The sequence below is a fragment of the Nocardia sp. NPDC127579 genome (assembly GCF_042672005.1).
Classification (GTDB): Bacteria; Actinomycetota; Actinomycetes; order Mycobacteriales; family Mycobacteriaceae; genus Nocardia.
This window is the reverse complement of sequence record NZ_JBHXVZ010000005.1, coordinates 226370-245203: the sequence shown is the minus strand read 5'-3', so window position 1 is coordinate 245203 and position 18834 is coordinate 226370. Positions and strand designations below refer to the sequence as shown.

Here is an 18834-nt window from a genome sequence, read left to right as displayed (position 1 = left end):
TCGGGCCTCTGTTGTGCGCGGTGTTCAGTCGGCGCGGGGGATGCGGCCGTCGAGATCGGTGAAGCCGTAGGTTTCGGCCAGGTCGGCGACGCGGAAGGCTTTGCCGGAGCGGGCCTTTCGGTGCGGGTCGGCGGCCAGGGCGACGACGGCGCGGCCAGGGAAGCGGGGGGTCTCCGCTTCGGTCAGGTCGTAGGTGGCTTCGCCGGGGAGCGTGATCAGGCGTTTGCCGTCGGCGTCGGCCGGGACCAGTTGCAGGAGTTCGGTGTCGACGATGCCGGGCCACAGGGAGACCGCCGTGACGTCGGTGTCCGCGAGGTTGTGGGCCAGGTCGGCGGTGAGTCGGTCCAGTGCGGTCTTGGCGACACCGTAGACCGCGTTGTGCATGTAGCGTTCGGCGCCCGGCGACGAGATGGCGACGATCAGGCCGGCTGCCTCGATCAGTAGCGGTGCGGCGAAATAGGCCGCGGCGTAATGGGATCGGACGCCGACATCGAAGGTCTCGTCCCAGGCGGCGGGCGGCACCTCCCAGAACGGTTTGCCGAGCCAGCGGGCGGCGGCGGGGGAGTTGTAGACATTGTTGACCAGGATGTCCAACCGGCCGTGATCGGCGCGGACCCGTTCGAAGAGTTGCCGGACGCCGTCGTCGTCGCGGTGATCGCAGATGACCGGGATGCCGGTGCCGCCGAGTTCGTCGACCTGCGCCGCCGTTTCGGCGACGGTGCCGGGCAGCCGCCCCGCCGCGGCCGTGCGCCCGGTGACGTACACCGTCGCACCCGCCGCGCCCAGTTCCAGGGCGATGCCCTTGCCGATGCCGCGGCTCGCGCCGGTGACCACGGCGACCTTTCCGTCGAGCTTTTGCGCTATTCCACTCACGACTCCAGGACACTACCGTGAAAATGAGAACACGTTCTAGGTATGGAGGCAGTGTGGTGGCAGTGCAGGGACCGGCGCATAGGTTCGTGGAAACCGAGGGCGCGCGGGTACATATCGCGGAACAGGGCGAGGGTCATCCGGTGATCTTCTGCCATGGATTCCCGCACACCTGGTACATGTGGCACCGGCAGCTGCCCGCCGTCGCGGCCGCCGGATATCGCGCCATCGCCCCCGACCTGCGCGGATACGGTCGCACCGAGGTCGCCGACGATCCCGACGCCTACACCAACCGCGCAGTTGCCGGGGATCTCCTGGCCCTGCTCGACGACCTCGGCGCGGAACGCGCAGTGTTCGTCGGCCTGGATTTCGGCGCACAACTGGTGTGGGAGCTGGCCTGGCGCGCTCCCGAGCGGGTCAGCGGACTGATCGTGCTGAACAACCCGATCCAGCCGCGGCCGCCCAAGGCGCCGTCGGAGCTGTGGGCGCGCGCCGCGCAGCGGCACTTCCTGCACTTGGACTACTTCCAGAAACCAGGCGTCGCCGACGCCGAACTGGCAGCCGATCCACGCAGCTTCCTCCAGCGGGTCTACTACTCGCTCTCCGCCGACTACCACTATCTCGACACCTGGCAGCATCCGGCCGAGGGCACCGGCTATCTCGACGTGCTTCCGCAGGCGCCCGCACTGCCGTGGCGCTGGCTCGCCGACGCCGATCTCGACACGCTCGCCGCCGAATTCGACCGCACCGGCTTCACCGGCGGCCTGAACTGGTACCGCGCCCTGGACCGCAACTGGGAACTCACCGCCGAGTACGCCGACGCGAAGGTCACCGTGCCCGCCTACTTCCTCTACGGCGACCGCGACCCGGACATGGAGGGCTTCAGCGGCCGCGATCCGCTCGGCACCCTGCGCGCCACGGTCCCCGATCTGCGCGCGGTCACCGAGATCGCCGACGCCGGGCATCTCGTGCAGCTGGAACGCGCCGAGGAGGTGAACGCGCTACTGCTCGAGCACCTGCGCGACCTGCTCGGAAACGGCAGCAGCTCATAAGCTTTCGATAAGCCGGCCATTCGGGGTGCGGGCTAACTTCAGGCCATGAGCTACAGCCTGAGCCTCTATCTGGTCGACCTCGACACCGTCCGGTCCGCGATCGGGTCGAACGACGACACGCTGCGCCGGATGATGGGCGGACGCTTCGAAACCGACTTCGCCCAGGACGACGAGTTCTTCGCCCGCGAGATCGCAGACGGCGCGCCGCGGAAGTACGACGCCGTTCGGGCAGTGCTCGCGGGCGGACCGTTCGACGCCGCCTATGCCCACCAATACGGCTACGCGTACAAGTCGATCTGCGAGTTCTATGGGCGGCGGCTGAACAACAACGCGTTCAGCCCCTTTCGCAGCGGTTGGCTGGAAGAGGTCGACGCGGGAATGAAGGAACTCGGCCTGGCGGCTCGGATCACCGACTTCGCCTACGATTCGGTGCCCGAGCCGCTGCCCCGCCCGGAGTTCCGGCCCGGCTACGGCGAGTGGTCCGCCGCGGCCTGCGCGACGCTGCTGGAGCAGTGGGCGCGGACAACTCCCGAGCAGTACGTGGACCTGGATCCCTATGTCGTGGAGGCCATAGAATCCTGTGTGGGCTGGGCGCGAGCGGCCCGGGCGGAACCGGGGCGGGGCATCGCGGGATTCTTTTTCTGAGGGGGTAGCCGCATGACGACGAAATCCGGTGCTGAGCTGGATGATTCGATTCGCCGACGCGCGGCGCCGAGCGGCCGCACCGCGTACGCCGCGGCCACGCTCGCACTGCTCGGTGCGCTCGCCATGGCTATCGGCAGCTTCATGGCCGCCATGGAGTCGGCCAACACCAAACCGTACGAGGTGGAGCGCGGGGAAATCCTGGACTGGCTCACCGGCGCATTCGGTATCGGCGCGGGCTTCCTACTCCTCGGCGCGATCGGCCTGTTCGCGCGGGCACCGCTCGGCCGCGGACTGATCGTGATCGGCACCGGATTCGCCCTGGCGGGACACGCGGTCGGCCTCTACCTGGTCGCCGTCGTACTCACTCCCGGCGCGCCACTCAGCGTCACCGTCGGCCCGGCGGGATTCGCCTTCTTCAGCCTGCTCCTGGCCTTTCCCACGGCGACTCTGTGGTCGGCGCTCACACGCTCGACGAGCGCGTGGCTGGACGCTTGCGGTACTCGTCGGCCCGCGCCGGACACTCCGGCCGGTTCGGCGGCGCAGCACCCCGATCGGTAGGCGGTGAACTGGTTCTGTCGGCACTGTTCACCGACTAGCGCCGGTGCCCCGGCCGGTTCGGCGGCAGCAGCAGAGTACAAGACCGATACGCGGTGCCGGTGTGGCTCCCTGTCAGCGGGTTCGCCGCCGGGGGCGGGCCTGGAGCGGGGCGGTCGATCGGTGGGCGGCGAACTCGGTACTGCCGGTGCGGCTCGGAATCGGTGTCGCGGTCAGCGGTATTCGCCGGCCAACGCGGGGTATTCCGACCAGCTGGGCAGTGGCGCGCCCGACAGGTAGGCGGTCAGCCGGTCGAGCAGGTACTGCCAGCGGGGCCCGATATCGGGTGCGTCGGTGGGGCAGAGGTGGCGGCGGATCAGTTCCAGGTTGGTCAGTACGCCGACCTGGGTGAGGCGTGCTTCGAGGATGCAACCATCCAGGTCGAGAACCAGCTCGTGCGGTGCGACGCACCGTTCGATCCGCACCGTTACGGTCCCCGGCACCGGGCCGTCCAGCAGGTCGACGGAGCGGGTGCCGGCACTCCCGGACACCGTGCCCAGCCAGCGACTCAACTGACCGTACTCGGTGCACGCCGACCACACGTCCAGCACCGGCAGGCGGAACGAACGCAGATAATGCAGCAGGACCAGTTCCGCGCCGGGTTCATGTTCGGGACGTACTTCGCCGAGCGTGGACATCGTGGTCATGCGGCTGTCCTTTCCCTGCGGGTCGTGGTCGATCCACCTTATTCGGCGAGCAGTTTGCCCGCCGCGGTTTCGATCGCCGACTCGTCGAGCAGCACCGTGTCGGCGGCCGGACCCAGCGGTATGAAGCTGTCGGCGCTGGTGACCCGCGCGATCCGGCCGTCGAAACCGGCGTCGAGCAGTGCGGTGCACACCGCCTCGGAAACACCGCCGCTGCGGCGGGTTTCGTCGGCGACCAGCACCCGGCCGGTGGCGCGGGCGTGCTCGAGCAGGTCGTCCACCGGCAGCGGCGACAGCCAGCGCAGGTCGAGCACCCGGACGCGGTGACCGTGCTCGTGCAGCCGGTGTGCCGCCCGCAGGCTCATCGGGACACCGTTACCGAAGGTGACGATCGTGAGATCGGCGCCGTCGCCGTAGCATCGGGCGCTGCCCAGTTCGACGTGCGCGTCCGCTAGGGGCGCCAGCCAGGCCTCGTCACCGGGCTGCAGATCGCGGGTGTGGTACAGGGCGATCGGCTCGATGAGGACGCACACCCTGCCATCGACCCGCGCGGCGGATACGCAGGTGCGCAGCAGCGCGGCCGCGTCATCGGCGCGGGACGGCACCGCCAGCACCACACCGGGGATATCCCGCAGGGCCGCAAGGGAATTGTCGTTGTGGAAATGCCCGCCGAACCCCTTCTGATAGGCCAGCCCGGCGATCCGGACCACCATCGGATTGCGATAGCGGCCCTGCGAGAAGAACGATAGCGTGGCCGCCTCGCCGCGCAGCTGATCGGCCGCATTGTGCAGGTAGGCCAGATACTGGATCTCCGGGATCGGCACGAAACCCGCCAGGCCCGTCCCCAGCGCGGTGCCGAGCACACTCTGTTCGTCGAGCAGCGTATCGAAGACGCGCCGCGCCCCGAACCGCTTCTGCAATCCCTTGGTGACGCCGTACACGCCGCCTTTGCGGCCGACATCCTCACCGAACACGACGATGCGGGGATCGCGCGCCAGCAGGTCCGCCAAGGTGTGATTGACGGCCTGTGCCAAGGTCATCCGGGTGCCGGAGTCGCGGTGCCGGACCGTCGGATCGGTGCCGTGGTCGTCGATCGACGCCTGCTCTGCCGAGGCGGCGGGTGGATGCGAAGTGCGAACTTCCGCCCTTGTAGTTGCAGCACCGGCATCGGGTGTTCCGGTCGGGACCGGCGAGGCCGCCGCGGTTGTGGTCGGGACCGAGGCGTGAGTACCCGCCAGGGCCGCCGCATCGGCGCGGTCCGGGCGCGGCGCGGAGCCGATCAGTCGGAGCACATCGCGCCGGATCTCCTCGGAGTGGGTGGGCGCCAGCGGCTCGAGGACGGCGGCGGCCGAGGTCAATTTCGGTTCGCGGCACACGGATTCGGCCGTGTCGGCGACCTGCCGCGCGATCCTGTCGTAGCGGGCGAGCAGATCCGCGGGTTCGGCTACGCCCGCGGCGACCAGGATACGGGCGGTCGCGAGGACCGGGTCGCGGTCCAGATCGACGGCGATCTCGGCGGGGCGGCGGTACGCCGATTCCACATCGGATCCGGCGTGTCCGAGCAGCCGGACCGTGCGCAGACGCAGGAACGCGGGTTTGCGGTGTTCCCGAACCCACTGCGCCGCAGCCGAAGCCGTGGTGAGCGTCTCGATCAGGTCGCATCCGTCGGCGTAGAAGTACTGGAGGCCGAGCCGGATGCCGTAGGCCTGTTCGATCCAGCCCGGGGGAGTGGGGACGCTGATTCCGAGTCCGTTGTCTTCGCACACGAACAGCAGCGGCATCGGAACACCTTGGCGCGCGGTGTGAATCGCGGCATTGATGGCCCCGACCGCCGTGGAATGATTGGCCGAGGCGTCACCGAAACTGCACAGCACCACCGAATCCGCGGGCCACTCACTCGAAATCCCCAGCTGTGCGGCGCGTTCCAGCGCGAACGCCAACCCGACCGCGCGCGGCAGCTGCGAGGCGATGGTCGAGGTCATCGGCACGATATTCGCCGGCTTGCTCCCGAACACCTTGTGCCGGCCACCGGAGATCGGATCCGCGGCCGCCGCGACCACCCCGAGCAGCACGTCCCGAATCGGATCCAGCTCCGTCACCCGTCGGCACCGCTGCACGAAGAATGCCCCCGACCGATAGTGCAGCAGCGCCGGATCGCTCACCCGCAGCGCCGCCGCGACCCCCGCATTACCCTCGTGCCCCGACGATCCGATGCTGTAATACCCACGCCGCTCACCCCCGAGCCTGCGCGCCGCCAAATCCAACTGCCTACTGGCGACCTGCGATTCGAACACCTCGAGCAACTCACCCGCCCCGAACCCGCCCGTCGACCCGCCCCCGGCCGCCATCCCCGCGACCGCGGCCCGAAACCGCCCATCCAGATCGATCCGCTGCTCACCCATGCAGCGATCATCGCCGACAACACCGTCCAAGTCCCCGAATTCGGCCGCGATCCACCGAAACAATCCCGCTAACCGCCCCGCCGATCGAAAACTTTCCGCTACCAGCGACAGTCGGGCAACGATCAAATCGTGTGCACCACGGGGAGCTCCGGTATGCCGGGCGTGTGCCATCAGCCGAGCGTGTGAGCGAGCGATGAGTGTGATCCTCGATGGGCGTCGCGGCGATGAACGCGTCGATCATCGCGATGACTACATGTCATCGGAGCGGAGAATGTCTGTGAGATCGATTTTGTGCCGCTCAGCGGCGATCACGACCCCGGTATCGAGGATCAGTCGTCTCCCCACTCGACACTCACTCCGTCGACCAGGGATCCGCGGGCGGCTTCGATATCGTCGCCGAAGCCTTCGAGTGCGGTGTGATCGTCTCGCCGTGCTCCACCTCGTCGAGCACCGCCGATAGGTTGCGGGCAACCTCTGTGGCGGTCATGACCTTCATGAGAGTCAAATCATCGGATTCGAGGCCGATGTCGGCGTGGATGGTCGCTGATCAGCTCAGGTTGGTGGCGGCCTCGGTGTCGAGGAGCCAGGTGGTGGACTCGGTGCCCCGGGCACCAGCGGCGGGGATGTCGGTGGGGTCGGCGTCGGCGAGGGCGGCGGCGACGGCTTCGGCTTTGGCGGCGCCGCCGACTACCAGGACGACGTGGCGCGCACGGCGGATGGCGGGCAGGGTCAGGGTGACGCGGACCGGTGGGGGTTTCGGCGAGTTCGTCACGGCGACAACGAGTTCGTGAGCTTCGCGGACCGCGTCGGTGTCGGGGAACAGCGAATTGATGTGGCCTTCGCCGCCCATGCCCAGCAGGTGCAGGTCGAACGCGCCGTGTTCGGCCAGGTGGGCGTGCACGGCCGCGGAGTACTCGGCGGCCGCTTCGACCGGGTCGGGGTATTCGCCGTCCGAAGCCGCGACGGGGTGGACGCGCGCCGGATCGACCGGGACGTGATCGAGCAGCGCCTGCCGGGCCTGGAGCTCGTTGCGTTCCGGATCCCCGGCGGGCACGAAACGTTCATCGCCCCAGAAGATGTCGAGCTCGGACCAGTCGATGGTGCCCGGCGCCTTCCGGACCCGCTCCAGCAGGCCGATGCCGGTACCACCACCGGTCAGCACCACCGACGCGGATCCACGGGCCGCCTGCGCGGCCACCACGACCTCGACGAAACGAACAGCGGCCGCGCCGACCAGCGCCTCGGTGTCGGCGTGGACCTCGACGGTGTCGGCGGGAGTGCGGTCAGTCATAGATCACCTTCTCGATTCCGGCGAGCGCTTCGACATAGATCTCGTCGGCGTCCAGCCGACGCAGTTCCTCGGCCAGACAGTCACGAGTCTCGCGGCGCGCCAAGGCGATCCGCTGATCGGGTTCGCCGGTGCGGGTCAGCGTGGCGGTGCGCCCGTGCTGCGGCCGCTGAATGGCGATGGAGGTCGACTCGCGATGCAGTTCGACCCGCAGTTCCCCGGTCCGGCGGTGCACCGGGCAGCCGAGCCGTTCGGCCAGCCAGCCGGCCAGCATGTCCAGCGCGGGTTCGTCGCGCAGACCCGAAATCGTCACCCGGGCGACCGGTTCGAACGGCGGCTCGTCCAGCGCGGCGGCCAGCAGGGCCCGCCAGTAGGTGATCCGGCTCCAGGCCAGGTCGGTGTCACCGGCGGCGTAGGAGTCCAGGCGCTTCTTGATGGTGGCCTGCGGGTCCGGCGCGAAGGTGGCGTCGGTGATCCGCCGTGCCGCCAGCCGGCCGACCGAATCCTTGGACGGGAACTCCGGCGCGCCCCGCGGCCACCACGCCACCACGGGGGTGTCGGGCAGCAGGAACGGGATCACCACGCTGGATTCGTGGTTGATCAGCTCACCCTGCAACCGCAGCACGATGACCTCGGCCGCGCCCGCGTCACCGCCGACCCGGATCTGCGCGTCCAGTTTGGTCGGTGCCTCCCGGTCGCCGCGCGCGAGAACGACTACGCGGCAGGGATGTTCGCGGCTCGCGTCGTTGGCGGCATCGATCGCGTCCTCCGCCTCGGAGCTGTCGAGCGTGCACACCACGAGGGTGAGCACCCGGCCCATGGTGATGACACCGTTGCTCTCTCGCAACTGCACCAGGCGTTTGGTGACCGCGCCGGTGGTGGTGTCGAGCATGTCGACGATCACGGGCGCCGCCATTCACGCCCGGTGCGCTCCAGCATCTCATCGGCCGAGGCCGGACCCCAGGTGCCCGCCTCGTAGGCTTCGGGTTTGCCGCCCGCCGCCCAGTGGTCGAGCACCGGATCGAGGATGCTCCAGGACAATTCGACCTCCTCGTTCACCGGGAACAGCGACGGCACGCCGAGCAGCACGTCGAGGATGAGACGCTCGTAGGCCTCGGGGGAGGACTCGGTGAAGGCTTCGCCGTAGCTGAAGTCCATATTGACGTCGCGGACCTCCATGCCCGAACCCGGCACCTTGGAACCGAACCGCATGGTGATGCCCTCGTCCGGCTGCACCCGGATGACCAGGGCGTTCTGCCCGAGTTCCTCGGTCATGGTCTGATCGAACGGCAGATGCGGCGCGCGCTTGAACACGATGGCGATCTCGGTGACCCGGCGCCCCAGTCGTTTTCCGGTACGCAGATAGAACGGCACCCCGGCCCAGCGGCGGGTATCGACCTCGAGGGTGATCGCGGCGTAGGTCTCGGTGCGCGACTGCGGGTCGAAACCTTCCTCTTCGGCCAGGCCGACCACGTGCTCGCCGCCCTGCCAGCCCTCGGAGTACTGGCCGCGGGCGGTGGTCTCGTCCAGCGGCTCCACCAGTTTCGTCGCCGAGAGCACCTTGATCTTCTCGGTCTGCAACTGCTTGGGCTGGAAACTGATCGGCTCCTCCATGGCGGTGAGCGCGAGCAGTTGCAGCAGATGATTCTGGATGACATCGCGGGCGGCGCCGATACCGTCGTAATAGCCTGCGCGCCCGCCCAATCCGATGTCCTCGGCCATGGTGATCTGGACGTGGTCGACGTAGTTGGCGTTCCAGATCGGGTCGAACAGCTGGTTGGCGAAGCGCAGTGCCAGCAGGTTCTGCACCGTCTCCTTGCCGAGGTAGTGGTCGATACGGAAGACCGTCTCCTCGGGGAACACGCCGTTGACCAGTGCGTTCAATTCGACCGCGCTCTTCAGATCGTGTCCGAAGGGCTTCTCGATCACGACGCGCCGCCACGGTTTGCGGCCGTCGGCGCCACTCTCGGCCTGGGCCAGCCCGTGTTCGCAGAGCTGGTCGAGCACCACCGGGAACATGTCCGGCGGAATCGACAGGTAGAAGGCGTGATTGCCGCCGGTGCCGCGCTCCTTGTCGAGCCGGCCCAGGGTTTCGGCGAGTTTGGCGAAGGCCGCGTCGTCGTCGAAGGTGCCCTGCACGAACCGGAACCCTTCGGCCAGGTGGTCCCAGACCTCCTGGCGGAACGGCGTGCGGGCGTGCGCCTTCACCGCGTCGAGCACGACCTGCGCGAAATCCTCCTGCGCGTAGTCGCGCCGCGCGAAGCCGACCAGCGCGAAACCCGGGGGCAGCAGCCCCCGGTTCGCCAGGTCGTAGATGGCGGGCATCAGTTTCTTGCGAGACAGATCGCCGGTGACCCCGAAGATCACCATGCTGCACGGGCCGGCGATCCGGGGAACTCGTTTGTCCCGCTCGTCACGCAGCGGGTTGCGGGTGACCTCAGCTGTGCCCGCCATCGGTGTCAGTTGCCCCCTGCGCCGCGCAGTTCGGCGGCGGTGGCGGTGAGCAGCTCTTCCCAGGACTTCTCGAACTTGTCCACGCCCTCGCGCTCGAGCACGTCGAACACGTCGGCGAGATCGATGCCGACCGCGGTGAGCTGATCGAAGACGGTCTGCGCCGCCTCGGCCGTACCGCTCATGGTGTCGCCGCGGGTCTCACCGTGATCGGCGAAGGCCTCGAGCGTCTTCTCCGGCAGTGTGTTCACCGTGTTCGAGGCGACCAGCTCCGTGACGTACAGCGTGTCGGAGTAGTCCGGGTTCTTCACACCCGTCGACGCCCACAGCGGCCGCTGGCGGTTGGCGCCCGCGGCGGCCAGGTGCTTGTAGGTGGAGGTGTGCGCGCCACCGTCGAACACGTCCTGGTATTCGGCGTAGGCCAAGCGGGCGTTCGCGACACCGGCCTGTCCGCGCAGTGCCAGCGCCTCCGGGGTGCCGATCGCCTCGAGCCGCTTGTCGATCTCGGTGTCCACCCGGGACACGAAGAACGACGCGACGGAATGGATCTTTGCCGGATCGTGGCCCGCGGCCTTGGCCTTGGTGATGCCGTCCAGGTAGGAGCCCATGACCGCGCGGTAGCGGGCGACCGAGAAGATCAGCGTCACGTTGACGCTGATGCCCTCGGCGAGCACCGCGCTGATCGCGGGCAGGCCCGCCTCGGTCGCGGGAATCTTGATGAACAGGTTCGGGCGGTCGACCGTCTTCCACAGGTCGACGGCCTGAGCGATGGTCTTCTCCGCGTCGAAGGCGAAGCGCGGGTCGACCTCGATGGAGACCCGGCCGTCGACGCCGCCGGTGGCCTCGTACACCCCGGCGAGCACATCACAGGCGGCGCGCACGTCGTCGGTGGTGATGGTGCGGATGGCCGAATCCACGTCCGCGCCCTGTGCGGCAAGCTCTTTCACCTGCTTGTCGTAGGCATGGCCCTGGCTCAGCGCGCCCTGGAAGATGGTCGGGTTGGTGGTGACGCCGACGATGCCGCGGGTGCTGATCAGCTCGGCCAGATTGCCGGACTGGATGCGGTCCCGGGACAGATCGTCGAGCCAGACCGAGACACCGGCCGCGGACAGGGCTGCGAGATTCTCGTTCTGCGACATGTACTTATCCCTTCACGTTCTCGAGCGTGCGCTGCGCGGCAGCGACGACAGCGTCGGTGGTGATGCCGAACTCGCGGAACAGGGTCTTGAAATCGGCGGAGGCGCCGAAGTGCTCGATCGAGACGATCTCGCCCGCGTCGCCGACGAATCGGTGCCACGGCATCGCGATTCCGGCTTCGACCGAAACCCGCGCCTTGACCGCGGGTGGCAGCACCTCGTCGCGGTAGGCCTTGTCCTGCGCGTCGAACCACTCCACGCACGGCATCGAGACCACGCGGGTTCCGATGCCCTGCGCCTCCAGGGTAGTGCGGGCGTCGACCGCGAGCTGGAGCTCGGATCCGGTGGCGATCAGGATCACCTGCGGGGTGCCGGTCGAGGCCTCGGCCAGCACGTAGCCGCCCTTCTTGACGCCCTCGTAGCTGGTGCCCTCCTGGATCGGCAGATCCTGGCGGGTCAGCGCGAGCGCGGACGGGCCGTCCTGGTGCGGCGGCTCGGAGACCGAGAAGTGCGAGCTGTGCTCGGCCGAATCCCGTTCCAGGATGGTGCGCCAGGCGTAGGTGGTCTCATTGGCGTCGCCGGGGCGGACCACGTTCAGGCCCGGGATGGCGCGCAGCGCGGCCAGATGCTCGATCGGCTGATGGGTGGGGCCGTCCTCGCCGAGACCGATGGAGTCGTGGGTCCAGACGTAGATGGCGGGCACGCGCATCAGCGCGGCCAAGCGCACGGCCGGGCGCATGTAGTCGGAGAACACCAGGAAGGTGCCGCCGTACGGGCGGGTCGGGCCGTGCAGGGCGATGCCGTTCAGAATCGCGCCCATGGCGTGCTCACGTACACCGAAGTGCAGGGTGCGGCCGTACGGGTTCGCCTTCCACATGCCGGTCGAGATGGACTCCGGGCCGAAGCTCGGGCTGTCCGGCATGGTGGTGTTGTTGGATTCGGCCAGGTCGGCCGAGCCGCCCCACAGCTCCGGCAGGATCGGCGCGAGCGCGGCGAGCACCTTGCCGGACGCCTTGCGGGTGGCCATGCCCTTCGGGTCCGCGTCGTAGGTGGGCAGGCTCTCGGCCCAGCCCTTGGGCAGTGCGCGGGTGGCGAGCCGGTCGAACAGGTCCTTGTTCTCCGGGTTGGCCGCGGCCCACGCGTCGAACTGCTGCTGCCAGTCGCGGTGCGCCTGCCGGCCGCGCTCGACCGCCTCGCGGGTGTGCGCGATGACCTCGGGCGCCACGTCGAAGTTCTTGTCGGGATCGAAGCCGAGGATCTTCTTGGTGGCGGCCACCTCGTCGGCGCCCAGGGCGGCGCCGTGCGCGGCGCCGGTGTTCATCTTGTTCGGGGCCGGGTAGCCGATGACGGTGCGCAGCACGATGATCGAGGGCTTGCCGGTCTCGGCCTTGGCCGCCGCCAGCGCCGCCTCGATCGCGACGACGTCCTCGCCGCCCTCGACGATCTGCACGTGCCAGCCGTAGGCGGCGTAGCGCGCGGCCACATCCTCGGTGAAGGCGATGGTGGTGTCGTCCTCGATGGAGATCCGGTTGTCGTCGTAGATGACGACCAGGTTGCCCAGCTGCTGGGTGCCCGCCAGCGAGGACGCCTCGGAGGTGACGCCCTCCTCGAGGTCGCCGTCGGAGGCGACGACGTAGATGAAGTGATCGAACGGGCTCGCGCCGGGCGCGGCGGCCGGATCGAACAGGCCGCGCTCGCGCCGCGCCGCCATCGCCATACCGACCGCGGAGGCCAGGCCCTGCCCCAGCGGGCCGGTGGTGATCTCGACGCCGTCGGTGTGCCGGAACTCCGGGTGACCCGGGGTCAGCGAACCCCATTTGCGCAGCGTCTGAAGATCATTCAGCTCCAGGCCGAAACCGGCCAGGTACAGCTGGATGTACTGGGTGACGCTGGAGTGACCACACGACAGCACGAAGCGGTCGCGGCCGACCCAGCTCGGGTCGCTCGGATCGTGGCGCATGACACGCTGGTAGAGCGAGTACGCCAGCGGCGCCAGGCTCATGGCGGTGCCCGGGTGGCCGTTTCCGGCGTTCTGGACGGCGTCGGCGGCCAGCACCCGCACAGTGTCGACGGCCTTGGTGTCCAGATCCGACCAGTCGGACGGGTAGTTCGGCTGAGTGAGTGCGCGGATGTCGGTGACTGACACGACCGAGGTTCTCCTGACATTGGTTTCGTCGACGGGGGAGTGTGTCCCCACCACCCTAGATGTGCCCGTTGACCGGGGTGGCGGGAACCCGGGTTACCGGCGGGTACGGACGACTACCGACCGGTCGCGACGCCGCCGCGCCCGGGCCCGGACCGGGGGCGCGGGCAGGTGCACCACCGGCGAGGGTCTACCATCCTCTGTAGTAGTAGCCGCGCCGCTGGGGTTGCGCGCTGCGAATTCCATGGCCGGATGCGATGCACAAACGTGCGAGGAGAAACAGTGCGGATTGGGCAACAGCCGGGTGACAATCCCGCTCCTGCACCAGGCAATATCGCGGACGCGCACGGCTCCTCGACCGCGCTCGCGGACCGGCTCACCGGCGACGGGCTCGCCGCTCGACTACTGCGCCGCCCCCTCGCCTACATCGCGCTGACCAAACCGCGCGTGATCGAGCTGCTGCTGGTCGCCACCATTCCGACCATGCTGCTCGCGGAGCGCGGCACCGTCGACATCCGGCTCATCCTGGCCACCCTGTTCGGCGGCTGGATGGGCGCGGCCAGCGCCAACACGCTCAACTGTGTCGCCGACGCCGATATCGACAAGGTGATGAAGCGGACCGCCAAGCGCCCGCTCGCCCGCGACGCCGTGCCCACCCGCAACGCCTTCGTGTTCGGTGTGGTGCTCGGGCTGGCCTCCTTCGCCTGGTTGTGGTGGCAGGCCAACCTGCTCAGCGGCGCGCTCGTGGTCGCCACGATCCTGTTCTACGTCTTCGTCTACACCCTCGGGCTCAAGCGCCGCACCCCGCAGAACGTGGTGTGGGGCGGCGCGGCGGGCTGCATGCCCGCCCTGGTCGGCTGGTCCGCGGTGACCGGCTCGATCGGCTGGCCCGCGGTCGCGCTGTTCGGTGTCATCTTCTTCTGGACGCCGCCGCACACCTGGGCGCTCGCCATGCGCTACAAGGAGGACTACCGCGCGGCCGGGGTGCCGATGCTGCCGGTGGTGGCCACCGAGCAGACGGTCACCAAGCAGATCGTCATCTACACCTGGCTGACGGTGCTCACCACGCTGGCCCTGGTGCCCGCGACCGGTGTCATCTACGCGGCCGTCGCCCTGGTCGCGGGCGCCTGGTTCCTGCTCATGGCCCACCAGCTCTACGCCGGTGTGCGGCGCGGGGAATCGGTCAAGCCGCTGCGGCTGTTCCTACAGTCCAACAACTATCTGGCCGTGGTGTTCTGCGGGCTCGCGGTCGATTCCGTGCTCGGCTGGGACACGATCGGCAGCTTCTTCAGCTGAGGTAGCCGTCGGGGCGAATCCGCACGATATCGCCGTCCTGCGCGTGGTATGCCGCGTACGCGTGCCCGTCGACATCGATGACATGACGGCCGGTCGAACCCGCGCCCGGGCGCAGCACCGCGTACGCCTCGACACCGGATTCGACCGGCAGCGCACCGGTTTCGCCGAAGCAGAGCAGGGTCGCGTGCGGTCCGCGGAACAGGTCGAACAGGCGAACCGGTTGTCCGGCCGCGTCTTTCAGCGGTGCGTCCGGCGCGCGGTCGCCGGTGACGAGCGCGCCGTGTCCGGTGCGGTAGCTGAGGTCGAGCTGCCGGGTTTCCGGTCCGCGACGCATTGCGTCGTCGGCGCCGTCGACGAGCTTGTCCAGCAGTTCGGTGCTCATGCCGAGCACCCGGGCGGCGACCGTGCGCCGCTCGGATTCGTAACTGTCCAGCCATGATTCGTCGCCCGCGAGCGCGGCGGCGAGTTTCCACCCCAGGTTGTAGGCGTCCTGGATGCCGGTGTTGAGGCCCTGCCCGCCGGTCGGCGGATGGACGTGCGCCGCGTCGCCGGCGAGGAACACCCGCCCGTCCCGGAAGCGCTGGGCCAGGCGGATATTCGGCCGCCACACGGTCGACCAGGTCAGGTCGGTCAGCGTGATATCGGTGCGCGCGGCGGCGCGGTCGAGCTGGGCCTGGAGGGTGGCCAGGGTCGGCTCGAGGTCGGCGGCCAGCGGCGCCGCGAATTGGAAGTGACGGCCACCGGGCAAGGGGGACAGGGCGATTCCCGCCATCGGGTGTGCGGCGTCGGCGGCGAACCAGTAGCCGTGGTCGTGGTCGAGCGGGTCGGCCCGGACGTCGCCGAGCAGCATCCGGATCGACCCGTGGGTGCTGCCCTCGAACGGGATGCCGAGCGTTCTGCGCACCGTGCTGCGGCCGCCGTCGGCCCCGATCAGATAGGCGACGCGGACGATCTCGCCGTTGTCCAGGGTCGCGGTGACGCCGTCGGTGTCCTGGGTGAAATCGGCCAGGGTGGTACCGAGTTCGACGCGCACGCCGAACTCGGCGAGCCGATCGCGCAGAATCGCCTCGGTTCGGGACTGTCCGAGCACCCACAGGTTGGGGTAGGGGACTGCGGGCGTGGGTTCGACCGGTTCGGCCATCCGGCGTTCCCCGACGAACTCGCCACCGAGATGAGCGCGCATGACCGGGGGCGGGCCGCCTGCCGCGAGCACCGCGTCCAGTACGCCGAGCTCGTCGAATACCTCCAGCGTGCGGGGCTGGATGCCGTCGCCGCGGGAGCCCGCGAAGAAGTCGTCGGCCTGATCGATGAGGCGCACGGGCCGGCCGCGCCGGGCGAGTTCCAAGGCCAGGGTCGTTCCGGTGGGACCGGCTCCGACGACGAGTACGAGGTTCGACACGCCTTCGCGCGCGAGCACGCGCCCGTGCTGCGCGCGGTGCAGCAGGCAGCGCTCGTCAGCGAGGAATTCGCACGCATGGTCGGCGGATTCGCGGTGCGGCAGCGCGCCGACATCGCCGACCACGTGGCCGGGTTCGCCGAGCAGGGGCTGGAGCTGCCGAGCACCCCCGATGCCAGCCTGGCGATGATGTTCCTGCTGACCCAGAGCCTGCTCCAAGCGGTCGAGGAGGGCACGGTCGACCTCACCGACGAGCAGGCTGTCGACGGGCTGACCCGGTTCGTCTACCGCGGTCTCACCGGGCGCGACTACTGACCGGCCGACCGACGCGGCCGAGCCCCGCATCCGGGATGGGGGCTACAGAACGGCCGGGGTCGGCGTCCCGGACTCGGGACTACCGATCAGGGGATCAGGACGATCGAGCCGGTCGTCTTGCGGGACTCCAGATCGCTGTGCGCCTGTGCAGCCTCGGCCAGCGGGTAGGTCGCGCCGACGCGGACCCGCAGGGTCCCCAGGGCGATGGCGGTGAAGATGTCGTTGGCGCGCCACAGCAGCTCCGTGCGGTCACGGGTGAAATCGCCCAGCTTGGGTCGAGTCACCACGAGCGAGCCCAAACCGTTGAGACGTTGCAGGTCGAACGGCGGGACCGGGCCGCTCGCCGCGCCGAACAGCGCGAGCATGCCACGTACGCGCAGCGAGCCGAGACTGGCCTCGAAGGTGTCCTTGCCGACGCCGTCGTAGACGGCGGCCACGCCCACGCCGTCGGTGAGCTTGCGGACCTGCTCGGCGAGGTCGTCGGAATAGCGCAGAACCTCGACCGCGCCCGCCTCGCGGGAGAGCGCTTCCTTCGCGTCGGAGGACACGGTGGTGATCACCCGCACGCCGTGCGCCGCGGCCAGCTGGGTCAGGATCAGGCCGACGCCGCCCGCGCCCGCGTGCACCAGCACGGTCTCGCCCGGCTCCGGCTTGTAGACCGACTCCAGCAGATAGTGCGCGGTCATGCCCTGGAGCAGGGCCGAGGCGGCCACCGGCGCGTCGACGCCGTCCGGCACCGGAACGGCGACAGCGGCGTTCACGACCACCCGCTGCGCGTAGGAGCCCGGCGCCGCCGACCACGCGACCCGGTCGCCCACCGCGAACTCGGTGACATTCGCGCCGGTGGCGGCGACCACGCCGGTGCCCTCGGAGCCCGGGATGTAGGGCACGGCCTGCGGGTACATGCCGGTCCGGAGATAGGTGTCGATGAAGTTGACGCCGATCGCCTGGGCGTCGACCAGCAGCTGGTCCGGGCCCGGCTGCGGGTCGGGTGCGGCCACGGACCGCAGGACGTCGGGACCACCGTGCTCGGAAACCTGAATGGCGCGCATGGGATTCAGTTCTAGCACTGCCGCGCAGTGACCTGTACCCCGCAGGTATGGACTCCGTCCTACCGGTCGGTAAAGTAATCCGCATGAGCGTTGAAGCCGCGACACCTGTGAAGCTCTCGGGCGCCCTCGTCGACTCCGTGAAGGGTTTCGTCGCCGATCACGGCGGTTCCGCCACCGCTGTCCTGCAGCCCATCGGGCGCATCGGCGTCCGCGTCACCCTGGTCGGCCAGGACGGCATCCTCGGTGACCGCGTCGTCGACTCGCTCGACGAGGCCAAGCGGCTGGTCGAGGTCGTCGACGGTCTCACCGAGGCCGACGAATGGGATCGCGAACTCACCGCGATCGTCACCCCGCGCCCGAGCCACTTCGCGCAGATGGCCGGCTGGGTCGCAAAGCAGACCCGCTTCCCGAAGGCGCGCAACGAGCGCTGAGTCGCCCCGCATGCGGAAACGAGACGCCGCCGAGGTATTGCCTCGGCGGCGTCTCGTTGTCGAAGATCAGGCTGGTTGGGGGGCCGGTGTTTTCGCGGGAACCGGTTCGCGCGTGCGCAGCGCGGCCCAGAGGGCGGCGGTGGCCGCGACCGAGGCGCCCGCCCCCGCGACATGGATGGCGACCAGCGCACCGGGCACATCCGTGAAGTACTGGACGATACCCACCAGCGCCTGACCGCACACGACGCCCAGCAGGACGAACAGCCGCGTCCGGATCGCCCGGGTGATCCCGACCGCGTAGAGGCCGAACGCCAGCCCGATCAGCAGGGCCAGATATCCGACGAGCATTTGCGAGTGCAGGTGCACCAGGGTCACGATCTCGATTTCCAGGCGCGCCACCGGACGCTCGAGACTCTTGTCGCCCGCGTGCGGCCCGGCCGCCGTCACCAGTGTGCCCGCGATCAGCACGCCGGCCAGCGCGACTCCGCTCAGGCCGGTCAGCCAGCGCAGCGGCGCCGGGACCCCGACGGTGTCGATCCCGTCGTCGGGTTCGCAGATCCGCGCGTAGAGCACGGTCGCCAGCCACACCATCGCCATCGACGCCAGCAGGTGCACGGCGACGGTCCACCAGAGCAGGCCGGTGCGCACGGTGATGCCGCCGATGATCGCCTGCACGACGGTGCCGCCGGGCATCAGCCACGCGTAGATCAGCACCTCGCGCCGGCGGCGCGCCCGGGTCACGGCCAGCACGATGAGCGCGGCGAACAGCGTCACCACGAAGGTGAGCAGCCGATTGCCGAATTCGACGGCCTGATGGAAGCCGGGCACCTCGGCCACCGCGACGGGGGTGAAGCTGCCGGGGAAGCACTGCGGCCAGGTGGGGCAGCCCAGGCCGGACGCGGTCACCCGCACCACCGACCCGGTGACGGCGATCCCGGCCTGGGTCAGGACCACCGCGACGGCGATCAGCCGCTGCGTTCGCAACGAGGGAAGCGGGAGCCGGTCGACGACTCGCAGGAATGCGCGATACAGCACGCACCGATGGTAGCGGCCACGAGATACTCGCCCGCACCCGGTCTACTACAAGATGTCGTTCAACACTGGCCGTCGAGCGATCGC

At 69.3% G+C, this 18834-nt stretch carries 18 protein-coding genes; 6 read left to right on the top strand and 12 right to left on the bottom strand.

The genetic code is table 11. The features are described from left to right. Positions 1-24: 24 nt before the first annotated feature. A complete protein-coding gene (locus ACFVMC_RS19235; protein ID WP_379211968.1) occupies positions 25-873 on the bottom strand; it encodes an SDR family NAD(P)-dependent oxidoreductase in 849 nt (282 codons plus the stop codon). A gap of 23 nt (positions 874-896) precedes the next feature. Here ACFVMC_RS19235 and ACFVMC_RS19230 point away from each other — a divergent pair, with 23 nt between their 5' ends. The 3 genes from ACFVMC_RS19230 to ACFVMC_RS19220 are packed head-to-tail and all read left to right on the top strand — an operon-like array spanning position 897 to position 3125. Beyond that, complete coding sequence (locus ACFVMC_RS19230; protein WP_379211967.1) at positions 897-1922, top strand: alpha/beta fold hydrolase; 1026 nt, start codon at positions 897-899, stop codon at positions 1920-1922. A gap of 45 nt (positions 1923-1967) precedes the next feature. Continuing rightward, positions 1968-2567, top strand: coding sequence for a hypothetical protein (locus tag ACFVMC_RS19225; RefSeq protein ID WP_379211966.1), 600 nt, complete (start codon positions 1968-1970; stop codon positions 2565-2567). 12 nt (positions 2568-2579) lie between these two features. Next, on the top strand, positions 2580-3125 hold the full coding sequence (locus ACFVMC_RS19220) for a hypothetical protein (protein ID WP_379211965.1): 546 nt from the start codon (positions 2580-2582) through the stop codon (positions 3123-3125). Between the two features lie 209 nt (positions 3126-3334). Here ACFVMC_RS19220 and ACFVMC_RS19215 read toward each other — a convergent pair whose 3' ends face one another. The 8 genes from ACFVMC_RS19215 to tkt all read right to left on the bottom strand — a co-directional run bounded on the left by ACFVMC_RS19215 (position 3335) and on the right by tkt (position 13228). Further along, on the bottom strand, positions 3335-3808 hold the full coding sequence (locus ACFVMC_RS19215; protein WP_379211964.1) for a hypothetical protein: 474 nt from the start codon (positions 3806-3808) through the stop codon (positions 3335-3337). 38 nt (positions 3809-3846) lie between these two features. After that, positions 3847-6207, bottom strand: coding sequence for a thiamine pyrophosphate-dependent enzyme (locus tag ACFVMC_RS19210; protein WP_379211962.1), 2361 nt, complete (start codon positions 6205-6207; stop codon positions 3847-3849). Between the two features lie 352 nt (positions 6208-6559). Beyond that, a complete protein-coding gene (locus ACFVMC_RS19205) occupies positions 6560-6694 on the bottom strand; it encodes a hypothetical protein (protein WP_379211961.1) in 135 nt (44 codons plus the stop codon). 60 nt (positions 6695-6754) lie between these two features. Next, the gene (pgl, locus tag ACFVMC_RS19200; RefSeq protein WP_379211959.1) at positions 6755-7498 is read right to left on the bottom strand and encodes a 6-phosphogluconolactonase; all 744 of its coding nucleotides are present in this window, start codon (positions 7496-7498) and stop codon (positions 6755-6757) included. Next, a complete protein-coding gene (opcA, locus tag ACFVMC_RS19195; protein WP_379212425.1) occupies positions 7491-8399 on the bottom strand; it encodes a glucose-6-phosphate dehydrogenase assembly protein OpcA in 909 nt (302 codons plus the stop codon). Before opcA ends, pgl begins: the two co-directional genes overlap by 8 nt. After that, a complete protein-coding gene (gene zwf, locus ACFVMC_RS19190) occupies positions 8396-9949 on the bottom strand; it encodes a glucose-6-phosphate dehydrogenase (RefSeq protein WP_379211957.1) in 1554 nt (517 codons plus the stop codon). Before zwf ends, opcA begins: the two co-directional genes overlap by 4 nt. Positions 9950-9954: 5 nt before the next feature. Continuing rightward, complete coding sequence (tal, locus tag ACFVMC_RS19185) at positions 9955-11085, bottom strand: transaldolase (protein ID WP_379211955.1); 1131 nt, start codon at positions 11083-11085, stop codon at positions 9955-9957. A gap of 4 nt (positions 11086-11089) precedes the next feature. Continuing rightward, the gene (gene tkt / locus ACFVMC_RS19180) at positions 11090-13228 is read right to left on the bottom strand and encodes a transketolase (RefSeq protein WP_379211953.1); all 2139 of its coding nucleotides are present in this window, start codon (positions 13226-13228) and stop codon (positions 11090-11092) included. Between the two features lie 279 nt (positions 13229-13507). Between tkt and ACFVMC_RS19175 the strand changes: the two genes are divergently transcribed. Further along, positions 13508-14521 carry a heme o synthase gene (locus ACFVMC_RS19175; RefSeq protein WP_379211951.1) on the top strand — a complete coding sequence of 338 codons (1014 nt, stop codon included), beginning with the start codon at positions 13508-13510 and terminating at the stop codon, positions 14519-14521. On the opposite strand, the gene ACFVMC_RS19170 is transcribed toward ACFVMC_RS19175, so the two are convergent. Further along, complete coding sequence (locus ACFVMC_RS19170; RefSeq protein WP_379211949.1) at positions 14514-15938, bottom strand: FAD-dependent monooxygenase; 1425 nt, start codon at positions 15936-15938, stop codon at positions 14514-14516. The genes ACFVMC_RS19175 and ACFVMC_RS19170 overlap by 8 nt on opposite strands. A gap of 6 nt (positions 15939-15944) precedes the next feature. Here ACFVMC_RS19170 and ACFVMC_RS19165 point away from each other — a divergent pair, with 6 nt between their 5' ends. After that, the gene (locus tag ACFVMC_RS19165) at positions 15945-16232 is read left to right on the top strand and encodes a hypothetical protein (RefSeq protein ID WP_379211947.1); all 288 of its coding nucleotides are present in this window, start codon (positions 15945-15947) and stop codon (positions 16230-16232) included. 86 nt (positions 16233-16318) lie between these two features. Here the strand turns inward: ACFVMC_RS19165 and ACFVMC_RS19160 are convergent, their stop codons facing one another. Continuing rightward, positions 16319-17284, bottom strand: a complete 966-nt coding sequence (locus ACFVMC_RS19160) for a quinone oxidoreductase family protein (protein ID WP_379211946.1) — start codon at positions 17282-17284, stop codon at positions 16319-16321. Positions 17285-17367: 83 nt separating this feature from the next. Between ACFVMC_RS19160 and ACFVMC_RS19155 the strand changes: the two genes are divergently transcribed. Then, positions 17368-17715 carry a hypothetical protein gene (locus tag ACFVMC_RS19155; protein ID WP_379211944.1) on the top strand — a complete coding sequence of 116 codons (348 nt, stop codon included), beginning with the start codon at positions 17368-17370 and terminating at the stop codon, positions 17713-17715. A 66-nt stretch (positions 17716-17781) separates the two neighbouring features. Here the strand turns inward: ACFVMC_RS19155 and ACFVMC_RS19150 are convergent, their stop codons facing one another. Beyond that, positions 17782-18750, bottom strand: coding sequence for a heme A synthase (locus tag ACFVMC_RS19150; protein ID WP_379211943.1), 969 nt, complete (start codon positions 18748-18750; stop codon positions 17782-17784). Positions 18751-18834: the final 84 nt, after the last annotated feature.